14 protein-coding genes are annotated in these 24,913 nt (G+C 74.0%); 3 read left to right on the top strand and 11 right to left on the bottom strand.

What is annotated here, in order from left to right; genetic code table 11:
* Position 1 precedes the first annotated feature (1 nt).
* From ACFYWG_RS18635 to ACFYWG_RS18625, 3 genes are all read right to left on the bottom strand, one after another.
* Positions 2 to 3,604 carry an ATP-dependent DNA helicase gene (locus ACFYWG_RS18635; protein WP_385416486.1) on the bottom strand — a complete coding sequence of 1,201 codons (3,603 nt, stop codon included), beginning with the start codon at positions 3,602 to 3,604 and terminating at the stop codon, positions 2 to 4.
* A 91-nt stretch (positions 3,605 to 3,695) separates the two neighbouring features.
* On the bottom strand, positions 3,696 to 7,331 hold the full coding sequence (locus ACFYWG_RS18630) for an ATP-dependent helicase (protein ID WP_389202280.1): 3,636 nt from the start codon (positions 7,329 to 7,331) through the stop codon (positions 3,696 to 3,698).
* A gap of 266 nt (positions 7,332 to 7,597) precedes the next feature.
* Positions 7,598 to 7,987, bottom strand: a complete 390-nt coding sequence (locus ACFYWG_RS18625) for an MGMT family protein (protein ID WP_389202278.1) — start codon at positions 7,985 to 7,987, stop codon at positions 7,598 to 7,600.
* A gap of 186 nt (positions 7,988 to 8,173) precedes the next feature.
* Between ACFYWG_RS18625 and ACFYWG_RS18620 the strand changes: the two genes are divergently transcribed.
* The 3 genes from ACFYWG_RS18620 to ACFYWG_RS18610 all read left to right on the top strand — a co-directional run bounded on the left by ACFYWG_RS18620 (position 8,174) and on the right by ACFYWG_RS18610 (position 14,163).
* The gene (locus tag ACFYWG_RS18620) at positions 8,174 to 10,897 is read left to right on the top strand and encodes a lysylphosphatidylglycerol synthase domain-containing protein (RefSeq protein ID WP_389202276.1); all 2,724 of its coding nucleotides are present in this window, start codon (positions 8,174 to 8,176) and stop codon (positions 10,895 to 10,897) included.
* A gap of 110 nt (positions 10,898 to 11,007) precedes the next feature.
* Complete coding sequence (locus ACFYWG_RS18615) at positions 11,008 to 12,555, top strand: alpha/beta hydrolase (protein WP_389202274.1); 1,548 nt, start codon at positions 11,008 to 11,010, stop codon at positions 12,553 to 12,555.
* A gap of 135 nt (positions 12,556 to 12,690) precedes the next feature.
* Positions 12,691 to 14,163 carry an alpha/beta hydrolase gene (locus tag ACFYWG_RS18610; RefSeq protein WP_389202272.1) on the top strand — a complete coding sequence of 491 codons (1,473 nt, stop codon included), beginning with the start codon at positions 12,691 to 12,693 and terminating at the stop codon, positions 14,161 to 14,163.
* Between the two features lie 98 nt (positions 14,164 to 14,261).
* Here ACFYWG_RS18610 and moeZ read toward each other — a convergent pair whose 3' ends face one another.
* The 8 genes from moeZ to ACFYWG_RS18570 all read right to left on the bottom strand — a co-directional run bounded on the left by moeZ (position 14,262) and on the right by ACFYWG_RS18570 (position 24,910).
* The gene (gene moeZ, locus ACFYWG_RS18605; protein ID WP_344536406.1) at positions 14,262 to 15,440 is read right to left on the bottom strand and encodes an adenylyltransferase/sulfurtransferase MoeZ; all 1,179 of its coding nucleotides are present in this window, start codon (positions 15,438 to 15,440) and stop codon (positions 14,262 to 14,264) included.
* 63 nt (positions 15,441 to 15,503) lie between these two features.
* A complete protein-coding gene (locus tag ACFYWG_RS18600; protein ID WP_385416470.1) occupies positions 15,504 to 16,253 on the bottom strand; it encodes a spherulation-specific family 4 protein in 750 nt (249 codons plus the stop codon).
* Positions 16,241 to 17,200: an NAD-dependent epimerase/dehydratase family protein gene (locus ACFYWG_RS18595; RefSeq protein WP_333936863.1), complete on the bottom strand. Its 960-nt coding sequence runs from the start codon at positions 17,198 to 17,200 to the stop codon at positions 16,241 to 16,243. The genes ACFYWG_RS18600 and ACFYWG_RS18595 overlap by 13 nt, the downstream gene beginning before the upstream one ends.
* A gap of 199 nt (positions 17,201 to 17,399) precedes the next feature.
* Positions 17,400 to 18,668 carry a hypothetical protein gene (locus ACFYWG_RS18590; RefSeq protein WP_389202771.1) on the bottom strand — a complete coding sequence of 423 codons (1,269 nt, stop codon included), beginning with the start codon at positions 18,666 to 18,668 and terminating at the stop codon, positions 17,400 to 17,402.
* Positions 18,669 to 19,159: 491 nt separating this feature from the next.
* On the bottom strand, positions 19,160 to 20,926 hold the full coding sequence (locus ACFYWG_RS18585; protein WP_389202268.1) for a DUF3492 domain-containing protein: 1,767 nt from the start codon (positions 20,924 to 20,926) through the stop codon (positions 19,160 to 19,162).
* Positions 20,927 to 21,219: 293 nt separating this feature from the next.
* Positions 21,220 to 22,923 (bottom strand): dipeptide ABC transporter ATP-binding protein, encoded by a 1,704-nt coding sequence (locus ACFYWG_RS18580; protein ID WP_389202266.1) that lies wholly within the window; start codon positions 22,921 to 22,923, stop codon positions 21,220 to 21,222.
* A complete protein-coding gene (locus ACFYWG_RS18575; RefSeq protein WP_389202264.1) occupies positions 22,920 to 23,918 on the bottom strand; it encodes an ABC transporter permease in 999 nt (332 codons plus the stop codon). Before ACFYWG_RS18575 ends, ACFYWG_RS18580 begins: the two co-directional genes overlap by 4 nt.
* On the bottom strand, positions 23,915 to 24,910 hold the full coding sequence (locus tag ACFYWG_RS18570; RefSeq protein ID WP_389202262.1) for an ABC transporter permease: 996 nt from the start codon (positions 24,908 to 24,910) through the stop codon (positions 23,915 to 23,917). The genes ACFYWG_RS18575 and ACFYWG_RS18570 overlap by 4 nt, the downstream gene beginning before the upstream one ends.
* Between the last annotated feature and the right edge of the window lie 3 nt (positions 24,911 to 24,913).

Raw genomic sequence — 24,913 nt, 5'->3', positions numbered from 1 at the left:
CCTATCGGCCCGCACCGACGTCGTCGGAGTGCGGTTCCTCACCGAGCGGCCCTCCCCGGGGTTCGTCCAGGAGCAGCCGCTCCAGGTCGGCCCGGCCGGGCAGGTGCCTGGGGCGCACGACCTCTCCGCCCCGCACGTAGAGGAAGGCTGCCGTCACCCTCTCCGGGGGGACGCCCTGCTGCTCGGCCCAGGCGACGCGGTAGACCGCCAGCTGGAGCGGGTCGGCGGAGCGGGTACGGCTGGTCTTCCAGTCGACGATCTCGTACGTCGCCTCCGGTCCGTCGCCCTCCTTGTAGACGGCGTCGATGCGGCCCCGGACGACCCGGCCCGCGATCGCGAGCTGGAAGGGCGCTTCCACCCGGTAGGGCGTGCGGTGTGCGTACTCGGTGCGCTCGAAGGCGTCCTTGAGCGCTTCCAGGTCGCGTTCGTCGGCGATCTCGGCGTCGGTGCCGGGCAGCTCTTCCGGCTCCAGCATCGGGAGGGTGAGTTCCTCGAAGCGGGCCTCGACCCAGGCGTGGAAGCGGGTGCCGCGGCGGGCCGCGGGCTGGGGCGGGCGCGGCATGGGGCGGGCCAGTTCCTGGGCGAAGCCGTCCGGGTCCTCGGCCAGGTGCATCAGCTGGGAGGCCGTGAGCGAGGCCGGCAGGGGGACCTCGGTGACGCTGTCGCGGGCGCGCAGCAGTTCTCCCGCGAGGGCGTCGAGGTCGCGGTCCCAGGAGGCGACGGTGCGGGCCTCCTCGGGGGTCAGGCGCGGGTCGCCCCGGAAGTGGGTGGTCTCGGGCGGGGCGGCCTGGTGGGGGACGGTGGGGCGGCGGTGTCCGGGTCCGGCGTCCCCGGTGCCCGGTCCGGCCGGGCGGTCGCGGTCGTCGGACGCGCCCGGCTCGGCGAAGGGGTCCGGCTCGTCGTACAAGGGCTCGTCGTGCACGCCCTCGTCGAGTACGTCCTCGTCGTAGGGAGGCTCGTCGTGAGGGGCTTCCTCGAAGGGAGGCTCGTCGTATGAGGGCTCGTCGTAGGGGGGCTCGTCGTCCTCGGGCGGCGGGGGCCACTCCGGGTCGTCGAGGGCGCCGGGGTCGTGCACCGCGGCGGAGTGGGTGTCCGTGTGGGTGGCGAGGTCCTCCAGGTGGGCCAGGACGGTCTCGGCGGCCGCACGGCGGCGGGCCAGGGCCGCGTCGTCCAGGGGCAGGGGCCACACCTGGTCGGCGGAGGCCTGGTGCAGGGCCGGGTTCTCCTCGTCCTCGGCGGGCTCCTCCGCCCAGGCCTCGATCTCGCCGTGGCCCGCTTCGCAGTGCTCGTAGAGGGCCTGGAGGAACGCCGAGGGGCCGCGGCGCTTCTTCTGGGTCGGGCCCCACCAGTGGCCGGAGCCCAGCAGCAGGGAGCGGGGGCGGGTGAAGGTGACGTAGCCGAGGCGCAGTTCCTCGGTGTGCTGGTGGTCCTTCATGGCCTCGTGGAAGGCCTTCAGGCCCCGGGCGTCCCAGGAGGTGACGTCGGGCAGGGTGTCGGCGTCGCCGCGCAGCCCGTGCGGCAGCACCTTGCCCTGGGAGGTCCACTTCTCGCGGCCCTGGCTGCTCGGGAAGGTGCCGGTGACCAGGCCCGGGACGACCACGACGTCCCACTCCAGGCCCTTGGACTTGTGCGCGGTGAGCACCTTGACGGTGTTCTCCCCGCCGGGCAGCGCGTTGTCGAGGCCCTTCTCGTACTGGGCGGCGGTGCGCAGGAAGCCGAGGAAGGCGAGCAGGGTCGCCTCGTTGTCGCCGGCGGCGAAGGAGGCGGCGACGTCGAGGAAGTTCGACAGGGTCTCGCGGCGGCGGGCCGCCAGGGCGTGCGGGGACGCCGACAGCTCGACCTCGAGGCCGGTGACGGCGAGGACGCGGTGCAGGACGTCCATCAGCGGATCGGACAGGGAGCGGCGCAGCTCGCGCAGTTCGGTGGCCAGCCGGGCGAAACGCACGCGCGCGTCGGGCGAGAACGGCAGCCCGTCGTCGTCCCCGCGGCCGTCGAGCGGTGTCTCCAGGAAGGTGTCGAGGGCATCCGCGAGGGAGACCACCTCGGACGGGTCGGTGCCCTCGACCGCCTCGGCGAGCCGGCGGTCCGGGTCGTCGTCGCCCTCCACGCGCGCGTGGGCCACCAGCAGCCGGGCGCGCCGTCCCAGGAGGGCGAGGTCGCGGGGGCCGATGCGCCAGCGGGGGCCGGTCAGCAGGCGGACCAGGGAGGCGTTGGCGCCGGGGTCCTGCAGGACCTCGCAGACGGCCACGAGGTCGGCGATCTCCGGCAGGTGCAGCAGCCCGGACAGGCCCACGACCTCGACGGGGACGTCCCGCGCGACCAGGGCGCCCTGGATCTCCGCGAAGTCGGTGGCCGTGCGGCACAGCACGGCGATCTCGCCGGGCGGAGTGCCCGTCCGCACGAGGTGGGCGACGGAGTCGGCGGCCCAGTCGAGCTCCTCGGCGTGGGTGCGCAGCAGGGCGCACCGCACCATGCCGTCGCGTTCGGCTCCCGGGGCCGGGCGGAGGGCCTCCACGCCCGCGTGCAGCTCGCGCAGGGGCTCCGCGAGGCCGTTGGCGAGGTCGAGGAGGCGGCCACCGCTGCGGCGGTTCTGGCTGAGGGCCTGCCGGGTCGCGGGGCGGCCGTCGGCGTGGGCGAAGTGCTCGGGGAAGTCGTCGAGGTTGGCGACGGAGGCGCCGCGCCAGCCGTAGATGGCCTGGCAGGGGTCGCCGACGGCGGTGACGGGATGGCCGGTGCCCTCGCCGAACAGGCCCGCCAGCAGGACGCGCTGGGCGACGGAGGTGTCCTGGTACTCGTCGAGCAGGACCACCCGGAATTCGCCGCGCAGCAGGCGTCCCACCTCGGCGTTCTCGGCGAGTCGGGCCGACAGGGCGATCTGGTCGCCGAAGTCGAGCAGGTCCCGCTCGCGTTTGGCGGCCCGGTAGCGGGTGACGAGCTCGGCGAGTTCCCGGCGGGCGGCGGTCGCCTCGGGCACCTTGCGCAGGTCGGCGTTGCTGAGCTTGGCGCCGCGCAGGGTGAGCAGCAGCTCGGCGTCGTGGGCGCGCAGTGCCTGCGGGCGGACGAGGTGCTCGGAGAGCTCGGCGTCCAGGGCGAGGAGGTCGCCCACCAGGTCCGGGAAGGACCGGGTCAGGGCCGGGTAGGGCCCGGGCGACTCGCGCAGCACGCGCGCGGCGAGCTGGAAGCGGGTGGCGTCGGCGAGGAGGCGGGACGTGGGCTCCAGGCCGATGCGCAGGCCGTGGTCGGTCAGCAGCCGGCCCGCGAAGGCGTGGTAGGTGGAGATCACCGGCTCGCCGGGCGGGTTGTCCGGGTCGATGGCGTCGGGGTCGGTGACGCCGGCCTTGACCAGGGCCTTGCGCACGCGCTCGGCGAGTTCGGCGGCGGCCTTGTTGGTGAAGGTGAGGCCGAGCACCTGCTCGGGGGCGACCTGGCCGGTGCCGACCAGCCACACCACGCGCGCCGCCATCACCGTCGTCTTGCCCGAGCCGGCCCCGGCCACGATCACCTGCGGGGCGGGCGGCGCGGTGATGCAGGCCGTCTGCTCCGGGGTGAACGGGATGCCGAGGAGCTCGTTGAGCTGTTCGGGGTCGGTGATACGGGCGGGCACGTCGAAGAGGCTAGCGGCGGTCACTGACAGCGGTGACCGGATCGGCCTGCGGGGCGGAGGAAGCGCAGGTCGGCACGGGTGGTGCGATGGGTCACTCCACCACGTGGCGCCCTTCCTGGCGGGCACTGCACGAGGCCCGGAACGCGCAGTGCGTGCAGTGCTGCCCGGCGGTCGGGGTGAACCGCTCGTCGAGGACCTTGCCGGCGGCCGTGGCCAGCAGGTCGCCGACCCACTCGCCCTGCAGCGGCTCCTGCGCCTGCACCTTGGGCAGGCTCTCGCCGCCGTCGCGCTTGGCCGCCCCCTGCCGGAGATGGACCAGTTCTGCCCCGCCCGGCTCGGGGCGCAGCCCGTCGAAGACCTCGTCGACGGCGCCCTCGCGGACGGCCAGCTGGTAGACGGCCAGCTGCGGGTGGCGCTCGACCTCCTTGGAGGTGGGCGCCTGCTTGCCGGTCTTGAAGTCGACCACGTAGGCGCGGCCGTCGCCGTCCGCCTCGACCCGGTCCATCTGGCCGCGGATGCGCACTTGGTACTCGCCCGCCTCGAGGGTGACGTCGAAGTCGTGCTCGCTGGCCACGGGTGTGCGTCCGGTGCGGTCCATGACGTGCCACTGGAGGAAGCGTTCGAGCGCCACGCGCGCGTTGGCCTTCTCCTGCTCCGATTTCCAGGGCGCGTCGAAGGCCAGGGCGTTCCACACGGAGTCGAGTCGTTCCATGAGGACGGACAGGTCGGCCGGGGTGCGGCCGGAGGCCACCTCGTCGGCGAGGACGTGCACCACGTTGCCGAACCCCTGCGCGGCGGTCGCGGGCGCGTCGGCCTTCACCTCCCGTCCCAGGAACCACTGGAGGGCGCAGGTGTTGGCCAGCTGGTCGAGGGCGCTGCCGGACAGGACGACGGGCTGGTCGCGATCGCGCAGCGGCACCTTCGACGCGGTCGGCTCGAACATGCCCCACCAGCGGTAGGGGTGGGCCGACGGCACCAGGGGCCGGCCGTCCTCGTCGGAGAGGGCGGCGAGCCGGGCCAGGCGGCGGGCGGCGGCCTCCCTGAGGGCGTCGGAGACGCGCGGGTCGACCGTGGTGGCGCGCAGCTCGGCGACGAGCGCGGCGACGGACAGCGGGCGGCGGGGACGCCCGGTGACGTCCTTGGGTTCGACGCCGAGCTCGGTGAGGAACCGGGACGGCTGGTCGCCGTCGTCCGCCGGGGCCTTGACGGCGGTGACGACGAGCCGTTCACGCGCGCGGGTGGCCGCCACGTAGAACAGGCGTCGCTCCTCGGCGAGCAGCGCGCCCGGGGTGAGGGGTTCGGCGAGTCCGTCGCGGCCGATGCGGTCGGCCTCCAGCAGGGAGCCGCGGCGGCGCAGGTCCGGCCACAGGCCCTCCTGGACGCCCGCGACGACCACGAGGCGCCACTCCAGGCCCTTGGCACGGTGAGCGGTCATCAGGCGCACGGCGTCCGGGCGCACGGCCCGCCGGGTGAGCGTGTCGGCGGCGATGTCCTCGGCGTCGATCTCCTCCAGGAAGTTCAGCGCGCCCCGGCCGCCGATGCGCTCCTCGGCCCGGGCCGCGGTGGCGAACAGCGCGCAGACGGCGTCCAGGTCGCGGTCCGCGTTGCGTCCCGCCGCGCCGCCCCTGCGGGCGGTCCGCTCCAGCCGGGCGGGCCACGGCGTGCCGTCCCAGAGGTCCCAGAGCGCCTCCTCGGCGGTGCCGCCGCCGGCCAGCCGTTCCCGGGCCTTGCGCAGCAGGGCGCCGAGACGCTGGGCACCGCGCGCGTACGCGGGGTCGTGGACGGCGAGCCGCTCGGGCTCGGCGAGCGCCTGCGCGAGCAGCACGTCCGAGGGCGGGGGCAGGGGGTTGCCCGCGGCCCGTTCCTCGTCGCGCAGGGCGCGGCCGAGCCGGCGCAGGTCGGCGGCGTCCATGCCGGCGAGGGGGGAGGTGAGCAGAGTGAGGGCGGTCTCGGTGTCGAGCCAGCAGGGGTCGGCCTGGCCGACGGGACCGTCGCCGACATCGGAGTCCGGGGCGGGGCTGCCATCGGAGGCGCGGGCGAGGTCGTCGCCGGAGGTGGAGGCGGATTCCTCAGCTGAGCCGGACGCGGGAACCGTGCCGTCAGCGGAGCCGGAAGCGGATGCGGTCGCCTCCCAGGAGGCGGAAGCGGACGCGGACCCCTCACCGGACGCGGACCCCTCTCCGGAGCCAGAGGCGGAGCCGGTGCCGCCACCGGAGCCAGAGGCGGAGTCAGTGCCTTCACCGCCAGAGGCGGAGCCGGTGCCGTCTCCGGGGCCGGAGGCCGCCGCGCCGTCCGCACCCCGGGTCGCCTCGTCCGCCGTCCGGGGCGCCCCGGCCTCCGCGCCGGCCACCGCCCGCAGCGCGGTCAGCAGCGGCGCCACCGCGGGTTCGTGCCGCAGCGGCACGTCGTCGCCGTCGACGTCCACGGGGACGCCCGCCGCCGTGAGGGCGCGGCGGATCGTCGGGATGGTGCGGGAGCCGGCGCGCACCAGGACGGCCATGTCGCTCCACCGGACACCGTCCTCCAGGTGGGCCCGGCGCAGGATGTCGGCGATGTTGTCCAGTTCCGTGCCGGACGTCGGGTAGGTGTACGCCTCGACGCGGCCGCCGTCCCGCACGGGGGCGAGCTCCCGGTGGGCGCGGACCTTCTCGGCGGGCAGCCGGGTCAGCGGCATGCGCTGGGTGAGCAGCCGGGTCGCGGCCAGCAGGGCGGCCCCGGAGCGGCGGGAGGTGCGCAGCACCGCCACGGGTGCGGGGCGGCCGTCCGCGCGCGGGAAGGCGTGCGGGAACTCCAGGATGCCGTTGACGTCCGCCCCGCGGAACGCGTAGATCGACTGGTCGGGGTCGCCGAACGCGACGAGGGTGCGGCCTCCGCCGGCCAGCGCGTGCAGGAGCCGCACCTGGGCGGGGTCGGTGTCCTGGTACTCGTCGACGTAGACGGCGTCGTACCGGGCGGCCAGCCAGGCGGCGACCTGGGGGCGGCGGGCGAGGAGCACCGCGCGGTGCACCAGTTCGGCGTAGTCGATCACGCCCTGCAGGTCGAGCACGTCCAGGTACTCGGCGAGGAAGGCCGCCGCGGCGCGCCAGTCGGGGCGGCCCGTGCGGCGTGCGAAGGCGTCCAGGGCGTCGGGGCCGAGGCCCAGTTCGCGGCTGCGGGCGAGGACCGCGCGGACCTCGTCGGCGAACCCCCGGGTGGTGAGGCAGGCGCGCAGTTCGTCCGGCCAGCGCACGTGCGCCAGCCCGAGCCGCTCCAGGTCCACCTGGCCCGCGAGCAGCTCCCGGACGGAGACGTCCTGCTCGGGGCCGGACAGCAGGCGCATCGGCTCGACGAACAGGTCGTCGTCCTGGTGGGCCCGGACCAGCGCGTAGCAGAAGGAGTGGAACGTGGCCGCCCGGGGGGCGCGGGCCGCGCCGGCCCGCAGGGCCATGCGGTCGCGCAGCTCGACGGCGGCGCGGCGGCTGAACGTCAGCACCAGGATGCGCTCGGGGTCCGCCCCACGGGCGATCCGCTCGGTCACGGACTCCACGAGCGTGGTGGTCTTGCCGGTACCCGGACCTGCGAGGACGAGCAGCGGACCGGCCCGGTGGTCAACCACGGAGCGCTGCGTCGCGTCCATCACAGGGGGATCCACCCGGGCGGGAGGGGTACGTACCAGTCGGTAAGCGCCACGGCTCCCCCGCCGCACCCGGGGGTGCGTCAGGCCGCTGGTGGAGGAAGAGGAGCTCACGTGGTTCGCCGGTCCTGGTGGAAGTGCTGGTTGGCGGGCCACCGCGCGTGGCGGGCGGTGACCGCGGGATGACGGGGACAGGTGCGGCCGACGCTACGCCGCCGAGTGAGGCGGAGGCAGGGCTTCCCCTTCTTCCCTCCGGTCACCCGGGACACGCTCGGCACTCGAGTCCCTCGCCTCACGAACGTACGTCATGCCACCGACGTGCCTCGTGTCCCCCGTCCGGATCATGTGTCACACGAGCGTGCCCGCGATGGCGGAAGCTGTCAGGTGTGACCCTCCGCGCGATCGCCGCCGTCCCACCGCGCGCGTCTCATGTCGATGCGCGGCAGGTGACCCTCGGCGGCCCGGCTCGCCTGCTTCAGGGGCGTGCCCTCCTCCCGGTAGTGCCCGAGCGCGCTCTGCTCGTGCCCCGGGAGCAGGACGCCGTCCGCGCGGACGACACGCCACCACGGCACGGCTCCCCCGTAGAGCGCCATCACCCGGCCCACCTGGCGCGGACCGCCCTCCTCCAGCCATTCGGCGACGTCGCCGTAGGTGAGGACGCGACCCGGCGGGATCAGTTCCGCGACGTCGAGGACCCGCTCGGCGTACGCGGGCAGCGCCTGCGCGCCCTCGTCGTCGAACCCGTCGCCCTCAGGGCTCTGCTCGCTCATCCGCCCCATCCTGCCTCACCCCACCGACAACGGGCCGCGGATGCGCACAGGCTTGCGAATCGCCCGGCACAGGCGCGTCGGGCAGACTGTCCGCCCCCGCATGTGCACCCTGATGCCCGCGCGCATCGGTGCGGCATGCCACCATCGTGCGGGCGGTGACCGGTGATACGAGACCAAGAAGAGACGATGAAGCAGCAGGGTGCACAGGACACGGAGGGCACCTCTGACGCTTCGTCGCGCCCGGGACCCGCGGACGACGGCCGCAAGGCGGCCCCCAGGCGGAGCCGGCCGGCCCCCGAAGAGCCGGACGTCGCCCACATCGATCAGGTCGAGGGCGACGAACCGCTGCTCCCCGCGCGCGTGCACCGGCCGTCCGACCTCATGCGGCTGCTGGTGGGCGTGCTCGCCGTCGCGCTGCTCATCGGGATCGCCGCGTTCGCGCACGGCACCACCTCGGGCCTCGAACAGGACATCAACAAGGGCACCGGGCAGGCGCCCGACCTGCTCATCAAGATCGCGGGACTGGCCTCCAGCATCGCGATCCTGCTGGTGCCGGTCGCCTTCGCCATCGAGCGGCTGATCAAACGGGACGGTCTGAGGATCGCCGACGGTGTCCTCGCGGCCGTCCTCGCCCACGGTGTGACGCTGGCCACCGACCTGTGGGTCGCCCGGGCGGCCCCGGACTCCATCCAGGAGGCGCTCACCCAGCCCTCCCCGGGCGACGTCCACGCGCTGACCGACCCCGTGCACGGCTATCTGGCGCCGGTCATCGCGTACATGACCGCAGTCGGCATGTCGCGCCGGCCGAGATGGCGTGCGGTGCTGTGGGTCGTCCTGCTGCTCGACGCCTTCTCGATGCTCGTCACCGGGTACACGACCCCGTTCTCGATCATCCTCACGGTGCTGATCGGCTGGACGGTGGCCTACGGCACGCTCTACGCGGTCGGCTCACCCAACGTCCGGCCCACCGGGCGGACCCTGATGGCGGGCCTGCGCACGGTCGGCTTCCGGCCGGTCAGCGCCTCCCGCGAGGACACCTCGGACAACCCCGACACCGGCGACCGGGGCCGCCGCTACTTCGTCACCCTGGAGGACGGCCCTCCCCTGGACGTCACCGTGGTCGACCGTGAGCAGCAGGCCCAGGGCTTCTTCTACCGAGCCTGGCGCAACCTGACCCTGCGCGGTTTCGCCACCCGCAGCAGCCTGCAGTCGCTGCGGCAGGCGCTGGAGCAGGAGGCACTGCTCGCGTACGCGGCCATCGCGGCCGGCGCCAACGCGCCCAAACTGATCGCCACCTCCGAGCTGGGCCCCGACGCGGTGATGCTCGTCTACGAGCACAGCGGCGGCCGCAGCCTCGACTCGCTGTCCGACGAGGAGATCACCGACGATCTGCTGCGCGACACCTGGGACCAGGTCAAGGCCCTGCAGTCGCGGCGGATCGCGCACCGCAGGCTGGTCGGCGACGCCATCCTGGTGGATCGTTCCGGCACGGTGATCCTCACCGACCTGCGGGTCGGCGAGATCGCGGCCGGGGATCTGCTGCTGCGCATGGACATCTCCCAGCTGCTGGTGACCCTGGGCCTGCGCGTCGGGGGTGAGCGCGCGGTCGCCTCGGCGGTGGGCGTGCTCGGCCCCGACGCGGTGGCGGACTGCCTGCCGATGCTCCAGCCGATCGCGCTCAGCCGCTCCACGCGCGCGACGCTGCGCCGGCTCGCCCGGGAACGGGCGGAGCGCGAGCGCGAGGCGGTCCTGGAGGCGTCCCGGCAGGCCAAGCAGGCCCGGCTGGACGAGGCCGCCGGCCAGGCGCCGGCAGCTCCGGAGAAGCCCGCCAAGAAGGCCGTGCGCGCCGAGCAGCGGGCCGAGAAGCGAGCGATCGACGAGGCGCTGGAGGAGGCGCGCGAGGAGGACCTGCTCACCCAGATCCGCCACGAGGTGCTGCGCATCAGGCCGCAGGCCCCGGTCGAGCCGGCCCGGCTGGAGCGGGTGCGGCCGCGCACCCTGATCAGTCTCATCGCCGGTGCGATCGGCGCGTACTTCCTGCTCACGCAGCTCACGCACATCGAGTTCGGGCCGCTCATCGCGAACGCCGAGTGGGGCTGGGTGGCCGCCGCCGTGCTGTTCTCGATGGCCAGCTATGTCGCGGCGGCGATGGCCCTGCTGGGCTTCGTGCCCGAGCGGGTGCCGTTCCTGCGGACCGTGGCGGCCCAGGTCGCGGGCTCGTTCGTCAAGATCGTCGCCCCGGCGGCGGTGGGCGGTGTCGCCCTGAACACGCGCTTCCTGCAGCGCGCGGGAGTGCGCCCGGGGCTCGCGGTGGCGAGTGTGGGCGCCTCGCAGCTGTTCGGTCTCGGCTGCCACATCCTGATGCTGCTGTCCTTCGGCTACCTCACCGGCACGGAGAAGACGCCGTCCCTGTCGCCCTCCCGCACGGTCATCGCGGGTCTGCTGACGGTGGCGGTGCTGGTTCTCGTGGTGACCTCGGTGCCGTTCCTGCGCAAGTTCGTCGTCACGCGCGTGCGGTCGCTGTTCGCCGGTGTAGTGCCGCGCATGCTGGACGTGCTGCAGCGGCCGCAGAAGCTGGTCACCGGCATCGGCGGCATGCTGCTGCTGACCGCCTGCTTCGTGATGTGCCTGGACGCCTCCATCCGCGCGTTCGGCGACGAGACCACCTCGATCAGCATCGCCAGCGTCGCCGTCGTCTTCCTCGCGGGCAACGCCCTCGGCTCGGCGGCGCCGACACCGGGCGGTGTGGGGGCGGTCGAGGCGACGCTCACGGTGGGTCTCATCGCCGTGGGGCTGCCCAAGGAGGTCGCGGCTCCGGCGGTCCTGCTGTTCCGCCTGCTGACGCTGTGGCTGCCCGTCCTGCCGGGCTGGCTGGCCTTCAACCACCTGACCCGCAAGCAGGCGCTCTAGACCCGTCGCCCGGCCGCCGCTCCCTGGCCTCCAAAGGTCCCATGGGCCCCTCCTACCTCGTACGGCACGCGTCCCGCGCGGAGCGGTGCGGGCCGCCGCAGGATGGAACCATGCCGACCCGCCTCCGCCTGCGCGCCACCGCCCTGACCGCTTCCGCCGCACTGCTGTCCGCCGTCCTGGCGGGCTGCGGGGGCGACGACGCCAAGGACGAGGACCTCACGCGGCAGACCCTGGACTGGAAGGCCTGCCCCGCCCCGGACGAGGCCCAGGGCGGCGGTTCCGCACCCTCCCCGCTGCCCGACGACGGCGAGTGGGAGTGCACCACCATGAAGGCGCCACTGGACTGGGACGACCCCGACGGGGACACGATCGGCCTGGAACTGATCCGGGTCCGCACCACCGGCACCGGCAGCGCGCGCATCGGCTCCCTCATCTTCAACTTCGGCGGCCCCGGCGGCTCGGGCGTCACCTCGCTGCCCGCCTTCGCGGAGGGCTACGAGAAGCTGCGCACCCGCTACGACCTGGTCAGCTTCGACCCCCGCGGAGTCGGCCGCAGCGCGCCCGTGATCTGCGAGAACGACCAGCAGCTCGACGCCTACTTCCAGCAGGACGCCACACCCGACGACGCCGCGGAGCGCACCACGCTGCTGGACAACACCAAGGAGTTCAACGCCGCCTGCGAGGACAACTCGCAGAAGATGCTGCCGAACGTCCGCACGACCGACGCGGCCCGCGACCTCGACCTGATGCGCCAGGTCCTCGGCGACGACAAGCTGTACTACTTCGGCATCTCCTACGGCACCGAGCTCGGGGGCGTGTACGCCCACCTGTTCCCCAAGCGCGTCGGCCGGGCCCTGTTCGACGCCGTCGTCGACCCTTCGGAGACCGCCGAGCAGGGCTCGCTCGGGCAGGCCGAGGGATTCCAGCTGGCCCTCGACAACTTCGCCGAGGACTGTGTGTCCAAGACGGAGGAGTGTCCCGTCGGCGACAGCGCGCAGGACGTGAAGGACCGGATCGCCAAGCTGCTGGCCGACCTCGACCGCAGGCCGATCCCGGGCATCTTCCCCCGCGACCTGACCCAGACGGCCGCGACCAGCGGCATCGCGCAGGCGCTGTACTCGAAGGACTTCTGGGAGTACCTCACCGAGGGCCTGGAGCAGGCCTACGACGGCAACGGCCAGATCCTCATGCTGCTGTCCGACTCGATGAACGGACGCAGCGAGAACGGCGAGTACAGCAACATCGCCGCCGCCAACGCGGCCATCAACTGCGCCGACGACAAGGCGCGGTACGACACCGCCTACGTGGAGCGGAAGCTGCCCGAGTTCCGCGCCGCGTCGGAGCTGTTCGGCGACTACCTGGCCTGGGGCATGATCAGTTGCACCGACTGGGCGGTGCCGGGCGCCGCCGACCACCCGGACGTGAGCGCTCCGGGCTCGGCCCCCATCCTGGTCGTCGGCAACACCGGTGACCCGGCCACCCCGTACGAGGGAGCACGGGCCATGGTGGAGGCGCTGGGCAAGGGGGTCGGCGTCGAACTGACGTACCGGGGGCAGGGGCACGGGGCCTACGACAGCGGGAGCACGTGCGTGCAGGACGCCGTCAACGGCTATCTGCTGGACGGCAAGGTGCCGCCGGCCGGCACCGTGTGCACCTGACCCCGCGACGACTTGCAGAAAAGGCGCAGGTCAGAGCGTTATCCACAGGCCGAAACGGTGGCTGCGGGTTCTGCCTACCATGGCCTGACCGCCATCCGCGGCACGAAGCGGACGGCCTGTGAGGGGGGATGGGCGATGACGCGCTTCGTACGGTGGGCCGCTCTGGCGGCTGCCACGGGCCTGCTGGCCGCGGGCTGCAGCGGCGGTGACACGCCGGACGACGGCAAGGGCGGGCTGTCCTGGGGCCGCTGCAAGGCCACCGCGGACGGGCCCGCGCCGAGCAGCGAGTGGCAGTGCGCCACGCTCGAGGTGCCGCTGGACTGGTCGAAGCCGGACGGCGAGACGATCGGCCTGGGGCTGATCCGCGCCAAGGCCCGAGGCGGCGACCGTGTGGGCTCGCTGCTGTTCAACTTCGGCGGCCCCGGCGCCTCCGGCGTGTCCATGATGCCTTCCTACGCCCCGACGGTCTCACGCCTGGGGGAGCGTTACGACCTGGTGAGCTGGGATCCGCGCGGCGTGGGCGCCAGCGAAGGGGTGCGCTGCCGCGGCGACAAGGAGATCCAGACGGCCGAGGCGGTGGACGTCACACCGGACACGCCGGCCGAGGAGAAGGCGTACCTCGCCGACGCCGCGGACTTCGCCGAGGGCTGCCAGGAGGACGCCGGCAAGCTGCTGGCGCACGTCTCCACCGCCGACTCGGCGCGCGACATGGACCGCATCCGCGAAGTGCTCGGCGACGCGAAGATGCACTACTTCGGCATCTCCTACGGCACCGAACTGGGCGGCACGTACGCCCACCTCTTCCCGGAGAACGTGGGGCGCATGACCCTGGACGCGGTCGTCGACCCCGGCGCCGACACCGTGGGGCACGCCGAGAACCAGGCCCGGGGCTTCCAGCGCGCGCTGGACAACTACCTCACGTCCACCGGCCAGGACCCGGAAGAGGGCTCGCGGGACATCGCGGCCCTGCTGCGCCGGATCGACGAACGGCCCCTCCCGACGGGCTCACCCGGGCGGAAACTGACCCAGACGCTCGCCGTCACGGGCATCGTCCTGCCCCTGTACAGCAAGGACAGCTGGCCGACCCTGACCAGTGCCCTCGACGCGGCGCGGAAGGGCGACGGCTCGGAACTGCTTGCCCTGGCCGACGGCTACAACGAACGGGACCCCTCGGGGCGCTACGGCACGACGACCCACTCCCAGCGGGTCATATCGTGCCGGGACGACAGGCAGCGGCCGACCGCTGCCGAGACGAAGAAGCTGCTGCCCCGGTTCGAGAAGGTCTCCCCGGTCTTCGGCGCGTTCCTCGCCTGGGACACGGCCGGCTGGTGCCACGACTGGCCGGTTTCCGGGCAGCACGACACCCCGGAGGTCAGCGCCCCCGGAGCGGCTCCGGTCCTGGTGGTGGGCAACACGGGCGACCCGGCGACGCCCTACGAAGGTGCCCGGAGGATGGCCGACGAACTGGGCGAGGGGGTCGGCGTGATGCTCACCTGGCGGGGCGAGGGCCACGGGGCGTACGGCAGCGGGAGCGACTGCGTGGACGCCACGGTGGACGCGTACCTGCTGGACGGCTCGGTGCCGAAGGACGGCAAGGTCTGCTCATGACGACGGCGGGGGCCCCGCACACGCGTGGTGCGCGGGACCCCCGCCGCCGGAACCGGGCGTCACGGTCCGGCGCGGTACGCCGGACCGTGGGGCCGGTGTCAGTAGACCGGCTTGCTCGGCTCGATCTGGTTGACCCAGCCGATGACGCCGCCGCCGACGTGGACGGCGTCGGAGAAGCCCGCGGACTTCAGGACCGCGAGGACTTCCGCACTGCGGACACCCGTCTTGCAGTGCAGGACGATCTTCTTGTCCTGCGGCAGGCTCTCCAGGGCGGTGCCCATGAGGAACTCGTTCTTCGGGATCAGCCGGGCGCCCGGGATGGAGACGATCTCGTACTCGTTCGGCTCGCGGACATCGATGATGTCGATGCTCTCGCCGTCGTCGATCCACTCCTTGAGCTGCTTCGGAGTGATCGTGGAGTCGGCGGCGGCCGCCTGGGCCTCCTCGGACACGACGCCGCAGAAGGCCTCGTAGTCGATGAGCTCGGTGACGGTCGGGTTCTCGCCGCAGACCGCGCAGTTGGGGTCCTTGCGGACCTTGACCTGGCGGTACTGCATCTCCAGGGCGTCGTAGATCATCAGGCGGCCGACGAGCGGTTCGCCGATGCCGGCGAGGAGCTTGATGGCCTCGTTGACCTGGATGGAGCCGATGGACGCGCACAGCACGCCCAGGACGCCGCCCTCGGCGCAGGAGGGGACCATGCCGGGGGGCGGGGGCTCCGGGTAGAGGCACCGGTAGCAGGGGCCGTGCTCGGACCAGAAGACGGAGGCCTGACCGTCGAAGCGGTAGATCGAACCCCACACATACGGCTTGTTCAGCAGCACGCAGGCGTCGTTGACCAGGTAGCGGGTCGCGAAGTTGTCCGTGCCGTCGACGATCAGGTCGTACTGGCTGAAGATGTCCATCACGTTGTCGGCCTCGAGCCGCTCCTCGTGAAGGACCACGTTCACGTACGGGTTGATGCCCTTGACGCTGTCGCGGGCGGACTCGGCCTTCGAACGGCCGATGTCGGCCTGGCTGTGGATGATCTGACGCTGCAGGTTCGACTCGTCGACCTCGTCGAACTCCACGATGCCCAGGGTGCCGACGCCCGCTGCGGCCAGGTACATCAGCGCCGGCGAGCCCAGGCCGCCGGCGCCGACACACAGCACCTTGGCGTTCTTCAGCCGCTTCTGCCCGTCCATGCCCACGTCGGGGATGATCAGGTGGCGGGAGTACCTGCGGACCTCGTCTACGGTGAGCTCGGCAGCCGGCTCGACCAGGGGTGGCAACGACACGGGGACTCCGTTGGTCGGTCAATCACTACGGTTGTTCTCCCCGTAACACTGCCATGCCCTTTTTCATTCCGAGACACCCGTTCCGACCAGCGAGACGATGTCGTCCCAGTAGCCGGGCATGGCCTCGTAGGGGTCGGCCCGGCCACCCCGGTCGGTGTGGTCGGTGAACCAGACCGTCGCGGCTCCCTGCCGGCGGGCGATGCGCAGCGCCTCCTCCAGGTGGGGCCGGGGCACGCCGTGCACGAAGTGGCAGAAGCGCTCGGGTCCGTACTCGGCGGTCCACTCGGCCACCTGCGACCAGCGGTAGTCGCTCCACGGGCCGGAGAAGGTGACGAGTTGGTCGGCGAGGTCGGCGTATCCGGGGTGCGGGTGGATGCCGTGGCCGAGGACGATGTGGGCCTTGTCACGGATCACGCGGAGCGTGGCGACGGTGCGGCGCACCTCGGGCAGCCCCACGTGGTCGGCCGGGCAGCGGTCGAGGAGGAAGCCGTCGACCCGGTACCAGTCGACGAACCGGTGGGCGTCCGAGATCACCTCGCCGAAGTTCCGGGTGCCGTAGCGGGTGTCGAGGTGCCCGAGGACGCGGACGCCCGCGTTGCGCAGGCGGCCGGCGGCCTCCAGGCAGTGCGGGTCGGGGCGGGTGCCGGGCCCGTCGGCCACGTTGAGGACCACCCAGTGCAGCGGGGTGCCGGGTCTGGTCAGCTCGCCCCATTCGGTCCGGGCGAGGAGGGGATGGGCGTAGCCGGGGACGCCGACACCCTGGCGGAGTTCCGTGCCGGAGGTGCGGGGCCGGGTCCGGGTCAGATACGGCATGCCGCCTCCATCCAGATGTCGGCCAGGGACTCCTCCAGACCGATCCGGGGGCGCCAGCCGAGCCGGTCGCGGGCGGTGCGCACATCGGCCTGCTGCCAGCTGCCGCAGCCGTCCGGGTACGGGTACGCGACCGGGGCCGCGTGGTCGGAGTCGGGCCGGGGATGGCCGATGGCGGGGCGCAGGGCGCCGGGCGGGCCGTCGAGTTCGTGGAGGGCACCGCCGTAGCCGGCCACGCGGGCGAGGACCGCGGCGGCGTCGCGCAGCCGCACGGCGCGCCCGGAGCCGATGTTGATGACGCCCTGCGCGGCGGAGAGGGAGGCGGCGTGCACGGCGCGGGCCACGTCGCGGACGTCGACGAAGTCGCGCTGGGCGCCGAGGCCGCCGAGTTTCAGCTCGCCGTCGCCGGACTGCATGGCGCGGCGCATGGCCTCGGCGAGCCGGCCGAGAGGGGAGCCGGCGGGGGTGCCGGGGCCGGCAGGTGAGAAGACGCGCAGGACGACGGCGTCCAGTCCGGAACCGAGGACGAGTTCCGTGGCGGCGAGCTTGCTGACGCCGTACGGGCCGCCCGGCCGGGGCACGGCGTCCTCCGCGGTGGAGGAGCCGGGCTGGCTGGGCCCGTACTCGGCGCTGCAGCCGATCTGCACCAGACGGGCGCCGCAGCCGCTGCGGCGCAGGGCTTCGCAGACGGTGGCGACGGCGACGGTGTTGTGGCGGGTGAGTTCGCGTGCGCCGCCGCGGGTGGCGCCCGCGCAGTTGACGACGACTCCGGGGTGGACCGCGTCGAGGAAGCGGGTCAGGGCGCCGGGGCTGCCCGAGGCGAGGTCGAAGCGGACGTCGGCGTCGTCGCCGCGGCCGAGGGCGGTGAGCTGGACGGCCGGGTCGGCGAGGAGACGGTCGGCGACGAAGCGGCCGATGTAGCCGTTGGCTCCGATCAGCAGGACTCTCATCGCGCGGCTCCCGAGGCGGCGGGGGCTCCTGGGCGGGTGATCATGCGGGTTCTCCTTGAAGGCGGGCGGAAGAGGTGTGGGGGGTGGTGTCCGAGGAGTGGGGGGTGGAGCTTTTCGAGGCAGTGGGGGTGCCTCTTCGAGGCGTTGGGAGAGGTGGCTGCGGCGGCGGGGGTCCGGCCGGCCGATCACCCGGGTGTAGTCATCGTGGCTGTCCCGGCGGTGCGTGAGCCGAGGCCCGGGTCAGCTTGCGCGTGGTGTGGAGCAGGAGGGCCGAGGCCGCCGCGCCGCAGGCAAGGGCCGGGATGCTGCCGGCCCCCCAAGTGGTGACGAGGGCCTCGACGGGGGTGGCGACGAAACCGCATCCGGGCAGGCGGGAGACGAACACCGCGGCGAGAGCGGCCGCCTCCGCCAGGGCGGTGGCCGTGAGGACGAGGGCGGGCGCGTAGGTGAAGCCGTGGACGGTGAGGAGGCGGGCCAGGTAGAGCAGCGCCCCGAGAGTGAGCACCTGCGCGTGGGCCGAGGGCTCGTCCAGGAAGACGGTGCTGAGGAGGGCCAGAGCGGTCAGGGCGGCCAGGAACAGGGCGAATGTGCCGAGCACCAGTGGCCGGACGGAGTCGGCGAAGTCCTCCAGGCCTCGGCTGGCGGCGAGTTTGCGCCGGGCGCGCGCGGTGAGGAGGTGGGCGCTCCATGCCGCCGGCGCGCACGCCAGGGCGAGCGCCAGGGCCGGGGCGGTGGCGACGGGCCAGGGCCCGTCCGCTGCGCCGGTGGGCGGAAGGTCCGGGCCGCCGGCGAGGGCGCTGCGGAGCAGGCCGTCGCCGAGCAGGGCGTAGCCGAGGAGCCACAGCGTCCAGAGGGCGGTCCTGCCCTGGGCGGAGGCGGGCCGGGGCCCCGGCCCGCCTCCCTCGGTGGTGCTCAGGGGGCCGCGGCGCAGGGCTGCGCGGAGGGCCAGGGCCACGGCGAGGGCCCCGGCGACCGCCACGCCCAGGCGTGCCCGGCCTTGAGTGAAGTCCAGGGCGGTCACGGCTGCGGCGCACAGCGCGCCGGGCAGCAGCGTCAGCACGACCCAGCCGGCGCGCACGCGGGGAGCGGCGGTCGGGATGGGCGGGGGCGCGTCGTTCTCCCGGGAGACACGTGCGTACATCTCCTCGGCGAGGGAGAAGACGTCCCGGTGGCGGAACCGGGCGGCGGTGCGGTCGGTGATGCCGTGTGCTTCCAGACCAGCGGCGATCTCGAGCGGGTCCACCGCCCGTTCGCAGAGCTCGCGGTGGCGGTGCATGAGGGCCTTGACGGGGTCGGCCGCGCCCCGACGCGCAGCGGGTGCCGCGCCGGCGGCCTCGCCGGACGCCCTGACGGCAGCGGCCGCGGACGCCAGAGCGGCAGCCTCCCCGGCAGCCACCGCGGCGGCCTGACCGGGTGCCATGGCAGCGGCCTCCCCCGCCGCCACCGCAGCGGCGGCACCGGGGGTCATGACAGCGGCCTCATCGGACGTCACGGCAGCAGGAGCGCCGGACACCGTCACCCGCGAGATGCCCTCTTGCCCGGTCACCGCGAGGGCCATCGCCTCCGCGCCTTCCGTCACCGCGGCCACCGCCTCAGCCCCTCCCGTCACCGCGGACGCGGACTCCGCGCGCTTCGGCACCGACGCGAGCACCGACGCCCCCTGTTCCCCAAGCTCGGACACCGGTGCCTCCCCCTCCGCACGGCGTGTCCGTGACACCGCTCCCTCCGACACGGCCTTCTCCGACACAGCCCTCTCCAGTCCCGCACGCCCCGGCCCCGGAGCCCTAGCGGCCCCCGAACTCGCCCTCTCCGAACCGCTGTCCGTCTGTCCAGGCCGCCCCGAAGCCGGCGCCCGCCCCGAAGCAGGCGTCCGCCCCGAAGCCGGTGTCCGCTCCGAGTCGGCGTCCCGTGCCCCGGGTCCCGCCGGGGTGCCCGGCCGGTGCAGTGCGCCCAGATCCTTCATCGCGCTCCCTCCGGGGCGGGCACGGGCGTGGTCGCCCGGACGGGACTGCCCGCGGCCCAGCCGGGTGCGCTGCGCGCGGCGAGGTGGGGTGACGGGGAGGACCACCGCACCGGCACCCGCGCCTCGGCGGGCACGGCGAAGAGCAGCGGTTCGCCCGTGCCGTCGAGGACCCGGCGGACCGGCGCGCGGGAGACGATCTCCAGGTAGAGGCCGTGGAAGGCCTCGACGTTCTGCTCGACCGTGAACAGTTCGAGCGCCCGGGCGCGAGCGGCGGCACCGAGGCGCTGACGGCGCTCGGGGTCGCGCAGCAGCGCCACGCACGCGTCGGCGAGCGCCCGGGGGTTGCGCGGCGGGACGACCAGCCCGGTGCCGCCGATGATCTCCACGACCGCACCGACATCGGTGGAGACCGTGGCGCGCCCGCACAGCATGGATTCGACGAGACCGGCCGGGAAGCCCTCGACGACGCTGGACAGGACGGTCACGGCTCCGGAGGCATAGGCCTCGGCGGAGGACGGCAGTTCCGGGCCGCCGATCTCCTCGAAGGAGACCGGGTTGTCGCCGGCGGCGTGCGGCCCCGCGGCCTCGTCCGGGAACAGCTGGGCGGCCAGGGTCCGGCAGTGGCCGAGGTAGGCGGCGCCCTCGTCACCGACGGCCGCGCAGACGACGCGCAGACGCGTGCGCGGTTCCTGCCTGCGGATCTCCGCGAAGGCGTGCAGCAGGGAGACCAGGTCCTTCGCCGGCTCGATGCGGCCGACCCAGACGAGCGTGTGGGGGTCCGCGTACTCGGGGGTCTCCCCCAGCTCTGCGAACGGCCGGGCGTCCATGCCCGGGTAGACCGTGCGGAGCTTGGCGCGGTCGGCGCCGCAGCGCTCCTGCCAGCGCCGGGCGTGGGTGTTGCCGGCGGTGACGGCCTCGGCGCGCCGGTAGGCCTCCGCCGTGAGCAGGCCGTGGAAGGCGGCGAGGAGGGACCGCACGGCGGGCGGGGCGTCCGGGGCGGAGAGGTAGTGCGTGCGCAGGCGTACGCCGTACTCGGACACCATCAGCGGCACGCCGGTGAAGTGGTGGGCCAGCAGGCCCGGCAGGGCGGCCGTGCCGCCGGACGCGGCGTGGCACACGTCGACCGCGCCGAGGCCGTCGTCCTCGTACCAGTCGAGGGAGAGGGGGCGCAGGGCGCCTTCCAGCTGGGCGGTGACCGCCAGGAGGTCGGGCACGCGGGCCTCGCGGGCCGCCCGTTGTGCGCCGGGCGCGCGGCAGGCGCGCTCCAGCGTGCGCACGGCGGCCTCCGAGCGGAGCGCTCCGACCAGAGAGCCCTCCTCGCGGGCCAGTTCGGCGAGCGCGTACAGAGCGTTGGCGAAACGGTCCGCCTCTGGGGTGAACCCCTCCTCGGGAGCCCCGGAGGCGGTGGCCGCCCCGCCACCGGACACACCAGCACCCGCACCCGCACCCGCACCTGCGCCCGCACCCGGGCCCACACTGCACAGGACCGCCGCCAGTTCGGCGAAGCACTCGGTGAAGCGCCGCCGGGCCCGGCGGCCCAGCACGGGCTCGTCGTCCTCGGCGGACCAGGGGGAAGCGGTGCGCACCCTGCGGACGTTGGGCGGCAGCGGGACCCAGCCCTCGTCCTCCTGGTGCCGGCTGCGGCTGAGCGCGTAGACGTCGAACTCGTGCTGGGCGAGCCCGTGTACGAGCCGGTCGCACCAGAGCCTGGCGTCACCGCTCACGTACGGATAGCCACCCTCCGTCAGCAGTCCGATGCGCACGAGTGCACCCCCGATCTCCCGTATGGGGAGCCGCCGTTGCCCGGCGGCTCGCAGCGGGACGAACGTATGCGGACAAGGCGGGGGTGCGATGGACGGTTGTCCGTCGCACCACCAAAAGGGGTGAACGGTCGTAACTTTCCCGTGCAGGTCGCGTTCCGTCGCGCTAGGAGATCAACCGGACACGGATCGTCACGCCCCGGCCAACTCCTGTCGTCCGGGCAGCGCCGGACCCGCCCGCCCCTCCACTCGTGCCACCGAGGTCACTCCTGGCGCGCATGCCGCACAGGCGGCGCTCACGCGACCGCCGGCTCCCGCCGTTCCGCCCGGCGCCGGGCCGCGGCCTCGGGGTCGAGGGCCGGTACGGCGGCCAGCAGCTGCCGGGTGTACGGGTCGCGCGGCGAGACGTAGACCTCGTCGGCCGGTCCTTCCTCGACGATCCTGCCCCGCCGCATCACCGCGACCCGGTCGCTGACCTGGCGCACCACGGCCAGGTCGTGGGCCACGAAGACCAGCGCGAGGCCGAGCTCCCGCTGCAACTCCGCCAGCAGGGACACCACATGGGCCTGCGTGGTGACGTCGAGCGCGGAGACCGGCTCGTCGCAGACGATGACGCGCGGGTCCGCCGCCAGGGCCCGGGCGATGCCGACGCGCTGGCGCTGGCCCCCGCTGAACTCGTGCGGGTAACGGTCCTGGTGCGCCGCGTCGAGCCCGACGCGTTGCAGCAGTTCTCCCACCCGCTGACGCACGCGGTTGCCGTCGCGCTCGCCGCGCGCCCGCAGCGGGTCGGCGACGGACTCGCCCACGCTGCGCCGCGGGTTGAGCGAGGACACGGGGTCCTGGAACACCATCTGCACGGCCGGGTTCACCCCGGTGTGCGGACGGCCGTCGAAGGTGAGGGACCCGGCCGTCGGTTCCAGCAGTCCGACGAGCATGCGGCCCAGGGTCGTCTTCCCGCTGCCGCTCTCGCCCACGACGCCGAGGGTCTCGCCCCGGCGCAGGGTCAGCGACACGTCGTCCACGGCCGTGACCGCCCGCTTGCCCCGCCCGAAGTCGCGCCGCAGCCCGCTCGCCTCCAGCACGATCTCCCCGGTGAGGTCCCCCGGCAGGCTCCCGGGGACGTCGCCCGCCAGGCTCCCGGGAACGTCCCCCGGCAGGCCCCCACGGAAGCTCCCCGGCAGGCCCTCGGGGGTAGCCGTCCGCGCCCGCGGCACGTCCACCCGCGGCACGTCCAGCCGCGGCACGGCGGCCAGCAGTTCGCGGGTGTAAGGCCGCTCGGGAGCGCCGAGGACGGTGGTGACCGGGCCGTGCTCGACCGCGCGCCCGTGCCGCATCACCAGCACCTCGTCCACGCTCTCGGCGGCGACGCCCACGTCGTGCGTGACGAGCAGCAGCCCCATGCCGGTCTCGGTGCGCAGGTCGTGCAGCAGGTCGAGGACCTGGGCCTGCACGGTGACGTCGAGGGCGGTGGTCGGCTCGTCGGCGATCAGCAGGGCGGGCTCGCAGGCGAGCGCCATGGCGATGAGGGCGCGCTGGCGCATGCCGCCGCTGAACTCGTGGGGGCGGGAGCGCGCGCGGCGTGCCGCGTCGGGGATGCCCACCCGGTCCAGGACCTCCACCGCACGCGCGCGTGCCGCCCGGCGGGACACGCGCGCGTGCACCCGGTGGACCTCGGCGATCTGGTCGCCGATCGCGTAGTACGGGTCGAGGGAGGACAGCGGGTCCTGGAACACCATGGCGGCCTTGCCGCCGCGCAGGCGCCGCAGCTCCTCGTCGGTGGCGGCCTGCACGTCGGTGCCGGCCACCTCGACCCGGCCGCGCACCCGGGCCCCCGTGCCGCGGTGCAGGCCGAGCAGGGCGGACGCCACCGTCGACTTGCCGGACCCGGACTCGCCGACCAGGGCCAGGGCGGCGCCCTGCTCCAGCCGGAAGGAGAGCCCGTCGACGGCCCGCAGCCCGCCGAAGTCCACCTGGAGACCGGTCACCTCGACCAGGCTCATGTCAGTACCACCCGTCGGTCGGCCACCGCGTACAGCACGTCCGCGACGGCGTTGGCGAGGACCACGAAGAAGCCGGTGACCAGCACCATGCCGACGACCACCGGAAGGTCGACGACCTTGACCGCCTCGACCATCTCCCGGCCCACGCCGGGCAGGCCGAACAGCGACTCGGTGAGCACCGCACCGCCGAACAGCACGCCGATGTTGTTGGCGTTCACGGCGATGAGCGGTGCCACGGCGCCGCGCAGCGCGTGCCGCCCGATCACGGCCCGCTCGCCGACGCCGTAGGCGCGGAAGGTGCGCACGTGGTCCTCCGCGAGGGTCTCCAGCATGGAGGCCCGGGTCAGCCGGGCGTACGTCGCGGACTCGATGAGCGCGAGCGACAGCCAGGGCAGCAGCAGGTTCCAGGCCCACTGCTCGGGGTCGTCGGTGAAGGCGACGTACTGCGGGAAGGGCAGCAGTTCGAGCTGGCCGCAGACGACGATCATCAGCACCAGGCCGATGACGAACACCGGCGTGGACATGCCCGCGAGGGTCAGCGTGGTCAGCAGCCGTTCGGTGAGCCGCCCGCGCCGCCACACCGACAGCACGCCGGTGCCGACGCCGATGATCAGCCACAGCACCATCGCGCCGAGCGCGAGGGAGGCCGTGACCGGCAGCTTGGCCAGGATCAGCGCGGTGACCTGCTGGTCGCTCTGGTAGGACAGCCCGAGGCAGGGGGCGGAGCAGTGCTGTACCGCGGTGCCGGTGGAGTAGTCCTGGCCGGCGACGAGGCCCTGCAGGAAGTGCCAGTAGCGCTCGTACAGCGGGTCGCCGAGGCGGAGTTGCTCCGCGACCTGCTGCACCTGGGCGGGTGAGCAGCGGGGGCCGCAGGTGATCTGGGCGACGTCGCCGGGGGTGACGTAGAAGACGACGTAGATGATCACCGAGAGGGCGAACAGGGTGACGAGGGCGCCAGCGGCGCGGCGCAGCACGAATCCTCCGAGGCCGCTCACGAGGCGGCCTCCTTCCTGCGGCCCGTTCCGACGCGCAGACGCGAGGAGGCGCGCGGGTCCAGGGCCGTGCGCACGCCGTCGCCGAGCACGGTGAGGGCGAGGACGGTGGCGAACAGCGCGCCCGCGGGCAGCAGCAGGTACTGCGGCGCGGCCTGGTACCAGACGTCGGCGGAGGTGAGCATCTGGCCCCACGAGGGGGTCGGCGGCTTCACGCCCACGCCGAGGAAGGACAGGGCCGCCTCGACGGTGATGTTCGTCGGGACGAGGATGGCCGCGAAGGTGATCACGGGTGCGGCGAGCCCGGGCAGCAGTTCGCGCCGGGCGATGCGGACGGTGCCCCAGCCGCTGAGCCGGGCGGCGGCGACGTAGTCGAGTTCCTTCAGGGTGAGGGTCTGCGCGCGCACCATCTTGGCGAGCGTGCCCCAGCCGGAGACCAGCCCGACGACCAGCGCCACCAGCACGGGGCGCGGAAAGGCGGTGGGCACGACGGCGAGCAGGGCGAGGGCGACGACCATCAGCGGCATGGCCACGAAGATGTCGGCGACCCGGGTCAGGACGAGGTCCACCCAGCGGTTGCCCAGCCCGGCCGCGACACCGACGACGACACCGAGCACGAGCTGCACGACGGTGGCGGCGAGCGCGACGCCGAGCGACACCCGCGCCCCGTAGACCAGCCGGGCGAACAGGTCCCGGCCGGTCTGGGGTTCGACGCCGAGCCAGTGGTCGGCGCCCGCTCCGCCGAACGGGCCGACGGGCACGCCGCCGCGCGCGGAGTCGACCAGTGCGGGGTGGTAGGTGGTCGGGTCCTGGCCCTCGAGGGCGGTGAGCAGGGGTGCGGCGAGCGCGACCAGGACGAGAGCCGCGACGACGACCGCCGCGACGAGGGCGGCGCGCTGCGAGCGCAGCCGCCGCCAGAACTGACGGGCCCCCGAGGCGGCCGGGACGGTGGTGTCCGTCCGGGCCGCCTCGACGGTGACGAGTGCCTCGCTCACGGC

The organism is Streptomyces sp. NPDC003456 (assembly GCF_042878735.1).
GTDB lineage: Bacteria > Actinomycetota > Actinomycetes > Streptomycetales > Streptomycetaceae > Streptomyces.
The sequence above is the reverse complement of the archived record's forward strand: the minus strand, read 5'-3'. Positions and strand labels throughout refer to the sequence as shown.